Below are 13,207 nucleotides of genomic sequence, written 5' to 3'. Positions count from 1 at the left end.
ACATGCCGGTGAAGACATCGAAAACCGGGAGGCGGCGGCCATGAAAACCCATGCGCGCGTAGTGATTGTCGGCGGCGGCGCGATGGGCGTCGGGCTTGCCTACCATCTGGGGCTGGAGGGCTGGGGCGAGGACACGCTGCTGCTGGAAAAGGGCGAGCTGACTTCGGGCTCCACCTGGCACGCGGCGGGGCAGTGCCCGCACATGATCGGCTCTCTGGGGCTGGCGAAGATCCACAAATACGGGACCGAACTTTACCCGGCGCTGGAAAAGCTCACCGGGCAGTCGGTGTCCTGGCATGGCTGCGGCGGCATCCGCCTGGCGCTGAGCGATCGCGAGGTGGACTGGTTCCATCACGTGCTCGGGATCGCGAAGCTGGTGGGCTATGACGCCCGGATCATCGGGCCCGACGAGATTTCGGAACACCACCCCTTCCTCGACGTGACCGGGGTCAAGGCCGGGTTCCTGACCTTCACCGACGGCCATGTGGCCCCCGCCGACAGCACCATGGCCATGGCCGCCGGGGCGCGCCAGAACGGGGTGAAGATCCACCGCCGCTGTCTGGTGAAGGACATCAGGCAGATGCCCGGCGGCGAATGGAAGCTGGTCACCGATCAGGGCGACGTCACTTGCGAACACGTGGTCAACGCCGCCGGCTCCTACGCCGACGCGGTCGGCGCATGGAGCGGGATCAACGTGCCGATCTCCAACATGCTGCACCATTACCTGATCACCGAGCCCTTGCCCGAACTGGTCGAGATGCAGCGCGAATTGCCGGTGGTGCGCGACCCCTATTCGCATTGCTACCTGCGCGAGGAGACCGACGGCATCCTCGTCGGCCCCTACGAAACGGCAGGCGCGCATCTGTGCTTCGAGGACGGCGTGCCCTGGGATTTCGAGAGCGAACTGGCGCCCCCCGAGGTCGATCGCCTGCTGCCCTGGCTGGAAAAGGCCACCGAACGCCTGCCGCTGTTCGGCAAGGCGGGGCTGAAGACCGTGGTCTCGGGCGCCATCACTCACACGCCCGACGGCAATTTCCTCGCCGGTCCGGCGGGGGGCGTGCGGAATTACTGGATGTGCTGCGGCGCCGCCGTCGGCATCGCGCAGGGCGCGGGCGCCGGCAAGTGTCTGGCGCAGTGGATGGTGCACGGGCAGGCCGAGATCAACATGGCCGAATTCGATCCGCGCCGTTTCGGCGACTGGGCCGACAAGGCCTATGTGAAGGTCAAGTCGATCGAGGATTACCAGGCCATGTACACCTGCCTCGCGCCCGGGGAGCAGCACCCGGGCGGGCGCCCGGTTCGCAAATCCTCGCTTTACGAAATCCTCGGCGATCGCGGCGCGCAATACCAGCAGGCGTTCGGCTGGGAGCGCCCGACCTGGCACGCGCCGGACGGCGAGACCGAGGCGCATTCCTTCCGCCGCACCAACGCCTTCGCCGCGGTGGCGGCGGAATGCGCCATGGTGCGCGAACGCGTCGGGCTGATGGACCTGTCCACATTCGCCAAGTTCGAGGTCGCGGGCCGCGGCGCGCAGGCCTTCCTGGACCGGATTTTCGCCAATCGCGCGCCGCGAAAGGCCGGCGGCGTGGCGCTGGCGCACATGCTCAACGACAATGGCCGCATCGAGGGCGAGGCGACCATCACCCGGCTGGGCGACGAGCGCTATTTCCTGCTTGGCGGCGCCGGCGCGCAGATCATCGATTTCGACGCCCTGCGCCACGGGATCGCGCCGGGCGAGGATGTGAGCGTCACGGATGTCACGGAAGATCTCGGCGCGCTGGCGCTGGCCGGTCCGGCCTCGCGCGACGTGCTGGCGCAACTGACCGGGGCGGACCTGTCCAACGCCGGGTTCCGCTGGCTCACCGGGCGGGAGATCACCGTCGCCGGGGTCGGCCTGCGCGCGCTGCGGGTGTCCTATGCGGGCGAACTGGGCTGGGAATTGCACGCCCCCATGGCCGAATTGCCGCAGCTGTTCGCGGCGCTGATGGAGGCGGGCGCCGATCACGGCGTCGGGCTGTTCGGAACCTACGCCATGAACAGCCTGCGCATGGAAAAGGCCTACAAGGGCATGGGCGCGGAGCTGACCGCGGAAATCAACATGATCGAGGCCGGCATGGAGCGTTTCATCGCCTGGGACAAGCCGGATTTCCGCGGCAGGCGCGCCACCGAGGCGGCGCGCGACGCGGGCGTCGCGCGCAAGCTGGTCTATCTGAGCCTCGCCGCCGGCGACGCCGATTGCCTCGGCAACGAACCGGTCCATGCGAATGGCGAAATCGTCGGCGCCACCACCTCGGGCGGCTACGGGCACATGGTCGGCAAGAGCCTCGCCTTCGCCTATGTGGACGCCGTCAGCGCCGCGCCGGGCACGCGGCTCGGCATCGACATTCTGGGAGAGACCCGCGCAGCCACGGTCGAGGCCGCGCCGCTCTGGGATCCCGACTCCAGCCGGATGAGGCGCTGAGCATGGCGGGCAGGGCAACGCGCCGGGGGGGCGGGCGCAGCGCGCGCATCGCGGCGCGCAACGCGCCGCTGGCGCAGGATCTGAAACCGGTGCTGCCGGGGGTGCGCGGCGGACGCTACAAGCCGCTCGACGAGTCCGAAGTGGATCAGATCTGGCAGGCGGCGTTCGAATTGCTGGAAACCGTGGGCATGGCCGACGCCATCCCCCATTGCGTCGATCTGGTGGTCAAGGCGGGCGGCGCGCTCACCGACGAGGGCCGGCTGCTGTTCCCGGAAAAGCTGCTGAACCGGACCCTGGACATCGCCGCCAAGCGCTTCACCCTGCACGGGTTCGACAAGCGTCACGACCTCGATATCGGCGGCGACCGGGTGCATTTCGGCACCGCCGGGGCGGCGGTGCTGTATCTCGACCCGAAAACCCGGAAATTTCGCGACACCACGCTCGACGATCTCTACGCCATGGCGCGACTTGCCCATCACATGGAGCATATCCACACCTATCGCCGCACCATGGTGGCGCGCGACCTGCCGGATTCGCGCGAACTCGACCTCAACACCGCCTATGCCTGCTTCGCGGGCACCACCAAGCATGTGTCGTCGTCCTTCTTCGCGCCGCAGCATGTGGACGAGGCGGTGGAGATCTTCGACATGGTTCTCGGCGAAAAGGGCGCGTTTTCAAAACGCCCCTTCCTGTCCGGCGCCAACACCGTGGTCGTGCCGCCGCTGCGATTCGCGCGCGACAGCTGCGAGGGGCTGGTGGCGCAGGTGCGCCACAACATGCCGCTGGACGTGCTGTCGGCGGGGCAGGCGGGGGCGACCTCGCCGGCGCCGCTGGCCGGGGCGCTGGCCTGCGGGCTGGCGGAATCGCTGGCCACGCTGTGCTTCGTCAACCTGATGAAGCCGGGGCATCCGACATTCCTTGCGGTCTGGCCTTTCGTGTCGGACCTGCGCACCGGCGCCATGAGCGGGGGCAGCGGCGAGGAGGCGGTGCTGATGGCCGCCTCGGCGCAGATCATGAACGCCCGCGGCCTGCCGTCGAGCGTCGCCGCCGGGATGACCGATTCCAAGCTGCCCGACGCGCAGGCGGGGTATGAAAAGGGCGTCACCGTGGCGCTGGCGGCGCAGGCCGGGGCCAACCTGATCTGCGAATCCGCCTCCATGCTGGCCTCGCTGCTGGGCACCAGCAACGAGATGATGGTGATCGACAACGACATGCTCGGCGTCGTGGCGCGTTCGGTGCGCGGCATCGAGGTCAACGAGGACACGCTCTCGGTCGAGGCGATCAGGCAGGTGGTCGGCGGGGCCGGGCATTTCCTCGGCCACCCGCAAACCCTGGCCCGGATGCAGACCGACTATCTTTATCCCAACGTCGCCGAACGCCTGAACCCGGACACCTGGGCCGAGCAGGGCAGTCGGGACATGCTGGAAAGGGCCTCGGTCGAGGTGGCGCGCATCCTGGCGCTGGACCGCCCCGGCCATGTCTCGCCGGACATCCACCGCGACATCCGCAAGCGGTTTCCGATCCGCCTGACGCTGTAGCGGTCTCAGCCGCGCGGCTGCAGCGCGGCGCGCCACAGCTTCAGGAACAGCCGCTTCTTCTGCGCGTCCAGCCCGACCAGCAGCGCCGGGGTGAAGGCGATGGGACGCAGGCTCGACGCCGGGGCCGGGATTCGCCAGGCCTCGTCGTCGGTGTCGCGCGCGCCGCCCTCGCCGCTTTCGGCGAAACTGATGATCAGCGCCGCGGCGGACAGCTTGGCGCGACCGTCGCGCGACAGGGCGTAGTCGATGAAACCCGCGGCCGGGCCGGGCGCGGCGGCGTGTCTGGGGATCAGCGCCGCGCGCGACAGCAGCAGCGTGTAATCCGAGGGCGCGACCACGCCGATGCGCGGGTCATCGGCGGCGCGGGCCAGCGCGTAGGATCCGAGAATGTTGTAGGCGATCAGGTATGTGCCGTCGGCCACGCCGTCGATGATTTCCGCCGAACAGCAGGTGGCCACCGCGCCGTTGCGCCCGAAGGCCTCCACCAGCCGCCCGAAGGTTGTGGCCTGCTGCGCGTCGACGAAGGCGAACAGGTAGCCGAGGCCGGAGCGTTCCACGTCATAGGTGGCGATGCGGCCCTGATAGGGGTTGTCCGCCGGGCGCAGCATGTCGATCAGATCGAAGCGCGATCGCGGCGCCTGCGCCGCCGGGATCAGGTCGCGGTTGTAGACCATCACCGCCGGTTCGGCGGTGAGCCCGAACACCTCGTCGCGCCAGTTCGCCCAATCCGGCGTCGCGGCGGTGCGCGCCGAGCGGTGCGCTTGGGCGCAGCCGTCATTGGCGAGCTTGATCTGCTGGTCGATGGAGGACGAGATCAGCAGATCCGCCGAGGCCCGCCCTTCGGCGCAGGCGCGCGCGGCCGCGGCGTAGATGTCGTTGGTGGCGCGCTGCTCGTAGCGGATGGCGAGCCCGGGATTGGCGTCGGAAAACCCCTGCAGCACCGGCGTGAACGGCCCGGCGTCGGTGGAGCCGTGGATCACCAGCGTCATGTCGGCGCGCTCCGGCGGCGGCCCGAACAGCAGCACCGCCTCCTGCGCGCGAAGCGGCGCGCTCGGCGCCAGCAGCGCCAGCAGCGCCAGGATCGTCGACAGCGCCTTCACGTCCCGCGCCCCGGCAGTTCCAGCGCCGCGCGGAACCCGCCCTCGGGCGGGCGCGAAAACGCCAGCCGGCCGCCATGGGCCTCGGCCACCGCGGTGACGATGGCAAGCCCGAGCCCCGCCCCGCGCGCCGCGCCCGACCCGCCGGCGCCGACGCTGGCAAAGCGCCGGCCCTGCGCCGCCTCGTCCCCGGCGCCGGCCTCGCCCAGCCGCGCGAAATCGAACCCCGGGCCGTGATCGCGCACTTCCAGCCGGGGGCGGCGGCCGCCGATCACCGCCAGCGTCACCGGCGCGCGCCCGTAGCGATAGGCGTTGTTGACCAGGTTCTTCGTCGCCTCGGCCAGCGACAGCGCGTCGCCCGTCACCGGCGCCGGCGCCTCGGGCAGGTCCAGCCGCAGCGGTTCGGCGGCGAGGAAATCATGATCCGCCTCCTCGGAGACCTGTATCGCCACCGCGCGCAGATCCACTTCCTGACGCGGCGCGGCGTCGGCGCGGTGGGTGATCAGCGCCTGATTCAGCAACTGATCGGTCAGCCGGCTCAGCGCCACGGCGCGCCGCTGCATGCGCGCGGCGATGGCGCGCAGCTGCGCCGGGTCCTCGGTGCGCGCCGCCAGTTCGGCCTGCGCGCGCAGGGCGGCGACCGGGGTGCGCAGCTGATGGGTGGCGTCGGCGATCAGGTTCTTCATCACGTTCACCCGCCCCGCCAGCCGCGCCATGAACCGGTCGATGGCCGCGACCATGGCCGACACCTCGCGCGGGGCCGCGACCCCCAGCGGCGTCAGGTCGGACGGATCGCGCCGCGCCAGCGCCCGTTCGATGCGGCGCAGCGGGCTCAGCGACGATCGCACCGCGATCACCGCCAGCGCCACCAGCATCGCCCCGGCCATGGCGAGGATTTCCAGCGCGTTGCGGGCGATGTCGCGCGCCAGCGCCGTGCGCGCCCGCAGGGTCTGGGCGAGGATCACCCGCACCTCGCCGACGAAGGCCCGTTCGGCCAGAACCCGGCGCATGGCGGCGAGCCGCACCGGCGCGCCCAGATATTCGGCGTCGTAAAAGCTCAGATCCTCGGCGGCGGCGGCGGTCGCCGGGTCCGGCGCGGGCAGATCGCCGTAGCCGGTCAGGGTCTGGTCGCCGGGGCCCGAAATCACCCGATGGAACACCCGGTCTTCGGGGGCCAGCGCCAGGATTTCGAAGGCCGAGACCGGCAGATCCACCACCAGTTCGCCGTCAACCACGGCGATCGAGCGGGCGATCTGGAACGCCGCGCCGGCGAGCAGCTTGTCATAGGCCTCGTCTGCTGCGCGCCGCCCGTAGGCCAGCGCCGCCAGCGTGCCCAGCACCCCGCCGACCAGCAGGATCAGCGCGATGGCCCCGGCGATCCGCGCGGTGATCGACCCGGAAGCCCGCGGCCCGGTCATCCGTCCGCCGCCGCCGGCCCGTCCCCGGCGAACAGCTGGTAGCCAAGTCCGCGCAGGGTGCGGATTTCGACCCGCGATCCCGCGAGCTTGCGCCGCAGCCGCCCCACGTAAAGCTCGACGGCGTTGAGGCTCACCTCCTCCTCGTCGAAGGAAAACATCTTTTCGAAGATCCGCGCCTTGGACATCACCCGCCCGCGGTCGCGCATGAGGATTTCGAGCAGCGCGAATTCGCGGCGCGTCAGCGCCAGCGGCGCGCCGCGCATGCTGGCGACATGCGCGGCGGCGTCCAGCGACAGGTCGCCGTATTCGATCGCCTCGTCCGGGGATCCGGCGGCGCGCCGCGTCAGCGCCCGCACCCGGGCTTCGAGTTCGCGCAGGTCGAACGGCTTCATCAGGTAGTCGTCGGCCCCGATGTCGAGCGCCTCCACCCGGTCCTCGACCTCCAGCCGCGCGGTGAGCATCAGCACCGGCGTGGCCAGCTTTCGCGCCCGCATGCGGCGCAGCAGGCCGATTCCCGACCCGTCGGGCAGGTTGATGTCGAGTATCGCCACGTCGTAGTCCTGCACCGCCAGCGCCGCCTCGCCCGCCGCGCAATCCCCGGCGTGATCCACCGGATGACCGATGCGCGCGAAGGCCGAGACGATGGCGTCGGCGACGTCCTCGGTGTCCTCGACCAGCAGAATGCGCATTCGGCCCCCCTTTGCGCGGCGCGACGGCGCGCCGCCGGACTGGGTCGCCAGATTGGGTTGCGCGGGACGCCGGCGCAAGCCCCCGGGCCGCGCCGGGGCCACGCGACAGACTGGCGACAGTCTGGCGACAGGAAGCGCGGCTATCATGCGCGCCGGGCGGACGGCCCCGGCCGTCGCGCCGCAAAACGCGAATTCAGGGAGACCCACCAATGACCACGCTCGCATTGACGCGCCGCGCCGCGATGGCCGCGACCCTCGCCGTTTCCATGCTGGGAGGCGGCGCCATGGCCGCCGAACAGATGGTCGACTCCATCCATTTCCTGATCCCCGGCGGCGCCGGCGGCGGTTGGGACGGCACCGCGCGCGGCACCGGCGAGGCGCTGACCAAGTCCGGACTGGTCGGCTCCGCATCCTATGAAAACATGTCCGGCGGCGGCGGCGGCAAGGCCATCGGCTACCTGATCGAGAACGCCGAATCCAATTCCGGCACGCTGATGGTGAATTCCACGCCCATCGTCATCCGCTCGCTGACCGGGGTGTTCCCGCAAAGCTTCCGCGATCTGACGCTTGTCGCCGGGACCATCGGCGACTACGCGGCCTTCGTGGTCGGCAAGGACAGCAAGATCAACAGCTTCGCCGACCTGGTCGCCGCCTACAAGGCCGATCCGCGTTCGGTGGCGGTCGGCGGCGGCTCGGTGCCCGGCGGCATGGATCATCTGGTGGCGGCCATGGCCATGGACGCCGCCGGGCAGGATCCGACCAAGCTGAAATACATCCCCTACGATGCCGGCGGCAAGGCCATGGCGGCGCTGCTGTCGGGCGAGATTCAGGCGCTGTCCACCGGGTTTTCCGAGGCGGTGGCGCTGGCCAATGCCGGCGAGGTGCGCATCATCGGCGTGACCGCGCCGGATCGGGTCGCGGCCTACAAGGACGCCCCGACCCTGAAGGAACAGGGCGTCGACATGGAGTTCGTCAACTGGCGCGGCTTCTTCGCGGCGCCGGGGCTGGCCGAGGACAAGGCGCAGGCCTATCGCGACGTGCTCGCCGCGATGTACGCCACCCCGGAATGGGCCGAAGTGCGCGACCGCAACGGCTGGGTCGACATCTTCAACGCCGGCGACGATTTCCGCGCTTTTCTGGAAACGCAGGAAAAACTGATCGGCGACATGATGCGCCGGCTCGGATTCCTGTGAGCGCCTGACGCTCGGACAGGCCCGGCGCGCGCGTTTCGCGCCCGCGCCGGGCGCGCGCGCAACGCGCAATGCGCAATGCGAATACCCGGATTGCAACAGAACGAGGGATGAGCCATGGCGCTCGACAAATGGATCGCCGCCCTGTTTCTGGTCGGCGCGCTGATCTACGGCTACGCCGCCTTCACCTACCCGCTGCTGCCTTTCGAGCGCAACATGCCGGTATTGCCGAGCACGCTGCCCAAGGCGCTGGCCGCCGCCGCGGGACTGCTGTCGCTGCTGATCCTGATCGCGCCGCGTCCGACCGCGGGCGAGGGCGCCGGGCTTGGCCGGGTGGATTTCGACGAATTGCGCGGCTGGCGCTTCGATCGCGGGCTGATGCTGATCGCCGCCATGGTGTTCTACGCGCTGGCGCTGCGGCCGCTGGGGTTCCTGTTCTCCACCACGGCGTTTCTGGCCGGGACCGGCTGGATCCTCGGCGAACGCAAGCTGCAATTCATGCTGCCCATCGCCATGGCCGGCGCCGGGGTGGTGTGGTTTCTGGTGCAGGAGGCGCTGGGGATCTTCCTGCGCCCCCTGCCCTGGTTCCTGACCTGAGGGCGGCGCCATGATCGACGGACTCCTCGCCGGGCTGAACGCGGCCCTTTCGGTGCAGAATCTGCTGATGGTGGTCGCGGGCTGCCTGATCGGCACGCTGATCGGCATGCTGCCGGGGCTCGGGCCCATGTCGATCATCGCCATCATGATCCCGGTGGCGATCAAGATCGGCGATCCTTCGGCGGCGCTGATCCTGCTGGCCGGGGTCTATTACGGGGCGATCTTCGGGGGGTCCACCTCCTCGATCCTGATCAACGCGCCGGGCGTGGCCGGCACGGTGGCGACCGCGTTCGACGGCTATCCCATGGCGCAGAAGGGGCAGGCGGGCAAGGCGCTGACCATCGCCGCCATCGCGTCTTTCGCGGGGGGCACCATCGGCGCGGTGCTGCTGATGGGCTTCGCGCCGATGCTCAGTTCGGTGGCGCTGCTGTTCCACTCGGCGGAATACTTCGCCATGATGGTGGTCGGGCTGTCGGCGATCGCGGCGTTTGCCGGCACCGGCAAGGTGCTGAAGGCGCTGATGATGACCGTGCTGGGGCTGATGCTGGCGACGGTGGGCGAAAGCGCGCTGTTCAGCGCCCCGCGCTTCACCATGGGGCTGATGGACCTGCAATCGGGGTTTTCCTTCATCACGCTGGCCATGGCGCTGTTCGCCCTGCCCGAGGCGCTGTTTCTGGTGCTGAGACCCCGGAGCGGCGCGGTCGATGGCGGCGGCGAGATCAGGGATCTGCGCATCACCCGCGCCGAGGCCCGCGCCATCGCCCCGGTGATCGGGCGCCAATCCATCCAGGGCTTTCTGATCGGGGTGATGCCGGGCGCCGGGGCCACCATCGCCTCGTTTCTGGGCTACGCGGTGGAGCGCAACATCGCCAGGGGCGCGGAGCAGGCGGAATTCGGCAAGGGCTCGATCAAGGGGCTGGCGGCGCCCGAGGCCGCCAACAACGCCGCCTGCACCGGGTCGTTCGTGCCGCTGCTGACGCTGGGCATCCCGGGCTCGGGCACCACGGCGATCCTGCTCGGCGCGCTGATCGCGCTCAACGTGCAGCCGGGGCCAAGGCTGATGATCGACAACCCGGACATCTTCTGGGCGGTGATCATATCCATGTATGTCGGCAACGCGGTGCTGCTGGTGCTGAACCTGCCGCTGATCCCCTACATCGCCAAGCTGCTGACCATTCCGCGCAATTACCTGATCCCGTTTATTCTCTTCTTTACGATGATCGGCGCATATATCGGGCAGAACAACGCGACCGAACTGCTGATCCTCGTGGCGCTGGGGGTGGGCGCGACGGCGCTGCGCTTCGCCGATTATCCGCTGCCGCCGCTGCTGATCGGCTTCATCCTCGGCGGCATGCTGGAGGACAATTTCGCCCGCGCGGTGAACCTCACCGACGGGGTGTCGTTCCTGTGGGAACGGCCGATGACGCTGGGCATGCTGCTGGTCGGCGCGGCGCTGATCTTCCTGCCCGCCTGGCGCAACCGCCGCGCGCGGGCGCTGAAAGGCGGCGTGGCGCCGGGGGATTGACCCCGGGGTCCGACCGCGGGTCCGGCTGGTGGCGCAAGGACCGGCCCGGGGGCGTGAAACGCCGCGCAGGCCGCGCAGTCGCGCCAGGAACCCGGTTTGCGGCGCGACTGCGCTGCGCGCTTGGGTTCCGGCGGGCTCTCGGCTAGTCTCTGCGCGGCCTGTTCGCGCCCGCGCCCGGCATGGTCCCTTTGGCGAGACGCGGCCCCGCGCCCCGCCAAAGGACGAGTCCAAGAGTTTGAAGGAAGACGGATTTGCCCCATTCTGGCGACATCGGGACGCTGAAGCCCGGCGACGTGCTGAATTCCACTTATGAAATCAAGGAACTGGTCGGCGCCGGGGGCACCGGCGAGGTCTACGCCGCCGTCAACCTCACCCGCCAGAACGAAGTCGCCATCAAGGTGCTGAAGCGCGAATTCGCCTCGCATGAGCAGTTTCTGGAAATGATGCGCCGCGAAGCCACGGTGCTGCACGAGATTCTCGACGACGCGGTGGTGCGCTATTACGACCTGCAACAGACCTCGCAATTCGGCGGGCTGGTGTTTCTGGTGATGGGCTTCATTCGCGGCCCCTCGCTGGCCAAGCTGATGGAATCCGGGCCGGTTTCCGCCGACAAGCTGGTCGCGGTGGCGCGCCGCGTGGCGCAGGGGCTGACCGCGGCGCATGCCAAGGGCGCCTATCATCGCGACATCTCGCCCGACAACATCCTGCTCAAGGGCGGCGAGGCGACGCGCGCCACGCTGATCGACTTCGGCATCGCCAAGGACGTGAAATCCCAGGGGCGCACGGTGGTGGGCGGCGGCTTCGCCGGAAAATTCGAATACGCGGCGCCCGAACAGATGCACGGCCACGCCGACGCGCGTTCGGACATCTACGCGCTGGGCATGACCCTGCTCGCCGCCTATCGGGGCAAGCATCCCAAGCTTGGCGACACCTATGACGAGATACTCGACGCCAAGGGCGGCGACCCGGATCTGGGCGACGTGCCCGAGCCCTACCGCGCGCTGCTGGCGCGGATGCTGGCGCCGCGCCCCAAGGACCGGTTCCAGACCGCGGCGGAGCTGCAGCAGGCGCTTGACGCGCTGGGCGGCGCGGCGCACCCGGCCGAACCCGCCGCCGCGACCCCCGCCGCCCCCACCCGGGCCGAGGCGCGCGAAGACATCGCCGATTTCATGAATTCAGGGGCGCCGCCCTCGAAACCGCCGCCCCCGCCGGCGAAATCCGCAAGTTCCGGGGACAAATCCGGCGGCGGCGCGCTGGGCGCGATGCTCGCCATCCTGCTGGTGGCGGCGCTGGCCGGCGCCGGCTGGTATTTCGGGCTCGGCCCGGGCAAGGACATGGTGTTCGGCCCCGACCTGCCCACCGCCGCGCCCTATCGCTTCTCGGTCAGCGCCCCGGCGCGCGGCGCGGCGCTGGCCAGCGGCAACGCCCCCTCCGCCGAAATCGCGGCGCTGATGGACGAAACGCTGAAAAGGGCGCTGGCCGGGCGCAAGCTGAAATCCCGGTTCGCGCCGGCGCTGGGCGCGCCGTCGGACAAATGGGCGCCGGCGGTGCTGGCGCTGGCCGAGGCGGCGGCCTCGCTCGACGAATGGTCGCTGGACGTGTTTGACGATCGCGCCAGCCTTGAAGGCCTTGCCGCCGACGCCGCCACCCGCACCGCCGCCGTCACGCGTGCGAAGAAGGCGGCGCAAGACGGCGGATTGCAGCTGGACATGGCGATCAGCCTGCGGGTGCAGCCGCTGGCGCTGTCGGATCTGCGCGGCTTCGCCGCCGGGATGGAGACCTGCGGCGCGCTGCTGCTGTCGGGCGGCGACGGGCGCCGGCTCGGCCCCGAGGACGCGCTGACGGTGAAAGGATCGGTGGATGGCGAGGAGTCGCGCGACCGCATCGCGGAATCGCTGGAGGCGGTGCTGGACGGGCGCGATCTGAAGCTGGATCTGGAGGTCCTGAGCCCGCCGCTCTGCGAGGTCAGCGACGCGCTGTCGCGGGTCGCCACCGGCGGCGTCGAACTGACATTCGCCTATGGCGCCAAGCCCGGAGTCAACGAAACCGGCGAATTCCGCGAGGGCGAAAACCCGGTGATCGACGCGGTTCTGCCTGCCGGATCGACCGGGTATCTCTATGTCGTGTATGTGGATTTTCAGGGCAAGGTGTTCCACATGATGCCGCATCAGGCGCGCCAGAACAACCGGGTGGAGGAGATCGGCGAAACCGCCAACGGGGCGCTGAAGATCCGCGTCGCCTATCCGATTTCCGAGGCCAGCCGCGCGACCCTGGGGTTTCAGGTGACGCCGCCCTTCGGCAAGAGCATGGTGGTGGCGCTGCTCACCGACAACCCGCTGTTTCCGTTCATGCGCCCGCGCGAGGAAAGCATCGAGGGCCTGCTGCCGGATCTGCAACGGGCGCTGTCGACCCAGCGCGCCAAGGTGCTGGCCTCGACCCAGCGGGTGATGGTGACCAGCCCCTGAACGTTTCGCCGATCGCGACCGGCCGGAACCGGGCCCGGCGCCTCACCGGGCGCCGCGCGTCATGGCGCGCTCGAGCGCCGCGGCGATCGCCGCGTTGGCGGGCCGGGTCATGGCCGCCAGCCGCAGCGTGTCCAGCGCCGCCGCCGCGTCGCCGGCCCGGGCGAGCCCCTCGGCGGTTTCCAGCATCGCGTCGGCGTCGGGGTTGGCGTCGGCGCGCGCGGGCGGGG

10 protein-coding genes are annotated in these 13,207 nt (G+C 70.0%); 6 read left to right on the top strand and 4 right to left on the bottom strand.

Features of this window, described 5'->3' with window-relative positions:
• Positions 1-40: 40 nt before the first annotated feature.
• Both AC1HC7_RS11680 and AC1HC7_RS11675 read left to right on the top strand, forming a co-directional pair.
• A complete protein-coding gene (locus tag AC1HC7_RS11680) occupies positions 41-2,461 on the top strand; it encodes a GcvT family protein (RefSeq protein WP_479497470.1) in 2,421 nt (806 codons plus the stop codon).
• A gap of 2 nt (positions 2,462-2,463) precedes the next feature.
• Complete coding sequence (locus AC1HC7_RS11675; RefSeq protein WP_479497469.1) at positions 2,464-3,999, top strand: trimethylamine methyltransferase family protein; 1,536 nt, start codon at positions 2,464-2,466, stop codon at positions 3,997-3,999.
• A 5-nt stretch (positions 4,000-4,004) separates the two neighbouring features.
• Here the strand turns inward: AC1HC7_RS11675 and AC1HC7_RS11670 are convergent, their stop codons facing one another.
• The 3 genes from AC1HC7_RS11670 to AC1HC7_RS11660 are packed head-to-tail and all read right to left on the bottom strand — an operon-like array spanning position 4,005 to position 7,203.
• Entirely contained in the window at positions 4,005-5,099 is a 1,095-nt protein-coding gene (locus AC1HC7_RS11670; protein ID WP_479497468.1) for an ABC transporter substrate-binding protein, read from the bottom strand.
• A complete protein-coding gene (locus tag AC1HC7_RS11665) occupies positions 5,096-6,514 on the bottom strand; it encodes a sensor histidine kinase N-terminal domain-containing protein (protein ID WP_479497467.1) in 1,419 nt (472 codons plus the stop codon). Before AC1HC7_RS11665 ends, AC1HC7_RS11670 begins: the two co-directional genes overlap by 4 nt.
• Positions 6,511-7,203, bottom strand: a complete 693-nt coding sequence (locus AC1HC7_RS11660; protein WP_479497466.1) for a response regulator — start codon at positions 7,201-7,203, stop codon at positions 6,511-6,513. The genes AC1HC7_RS11665 and AC1HC7_RS11660 overlap by 4 nt, the downstream gene beginning before the upstream one ends.
• Before the next feature lie 209 nt (positions 7,204-7,412).
• Between AC1HC7_RS11660 and AC1HC7_RS11655 the strand changes: the two genes are divergently transcribed.
• From AC1HC7_RS11655 to AC1HC7_RS11640, 4 genes are all read left to right on the top strand, one after another.
• Positions 7,413-8,396, top strand: a complete 984-nt coding sequence (locus tag AC1HC7_RS11655; protein ID WP_479499041.1) for a tripartite tricarboxylate transporter substrate binding protein — start codon at positions 7,413-7,415, stop codon at positions 8,394-8,396.
• 114 nt (positions 8,397-8,510) lie between these two features.
• A complete protein-coding gene (locus AC1HC7_RS11650) occupies positions 8,511-8,990 on the top strand; it encodes a tripartite tricarboxylate transporter TctB family protein (protein ID WP_479499040.1) in 480 nt (159 codons plus the stop codon).
• A 10-nt stretch (positions 8,991-9,000) separates the two neighbouring features.
• On the top strand, positions 9,001-10,515 hold the full coding sequence (locus AC1HC7_RS11645) for a tripartite tricarboxylate transporter permease (protein WP_479497463.1): 1,515 nt from the start codon (positions 9,001-9,003) through the stop codon (positions 10,513-10,515).
• A gap of 251 nt (positions 10,516-10,766) precedes the next feature.
• Positions 10,767-12,980 carry a serine/threonine protein kinase gene (locus AC1HC7_RS11640; RefSeq protein ID WP_479497462.1) on the top strand — a complete coding sequence of 738 codons (2,214 nt, stop codon included), beginning with the start codon at positions 10,767-10,769 and terminating at the stop codon, positions 12,978-12,980.
• 42 nt (positions 12,981-13,022) lie between these two features.
• Here the strand turns inward: AC1HC7_RS11640 and AC1HC7_RS11635 are convergent.
• Positions 13,023-13,207 (bottom strand): hypothetical protein (locus AC1HC7_RS11635; protein WP_479499039.1); only part of this gene is annotated, 185 nt, incomplete at its 5' end.

It is taken from the genome of Oceanicella sp., assembly GCF_056449545.1.
Note: the sequence above shows the minus strand (reverse complement) of the source record. Positions and strands in the feature narration are given on the sequence as shown.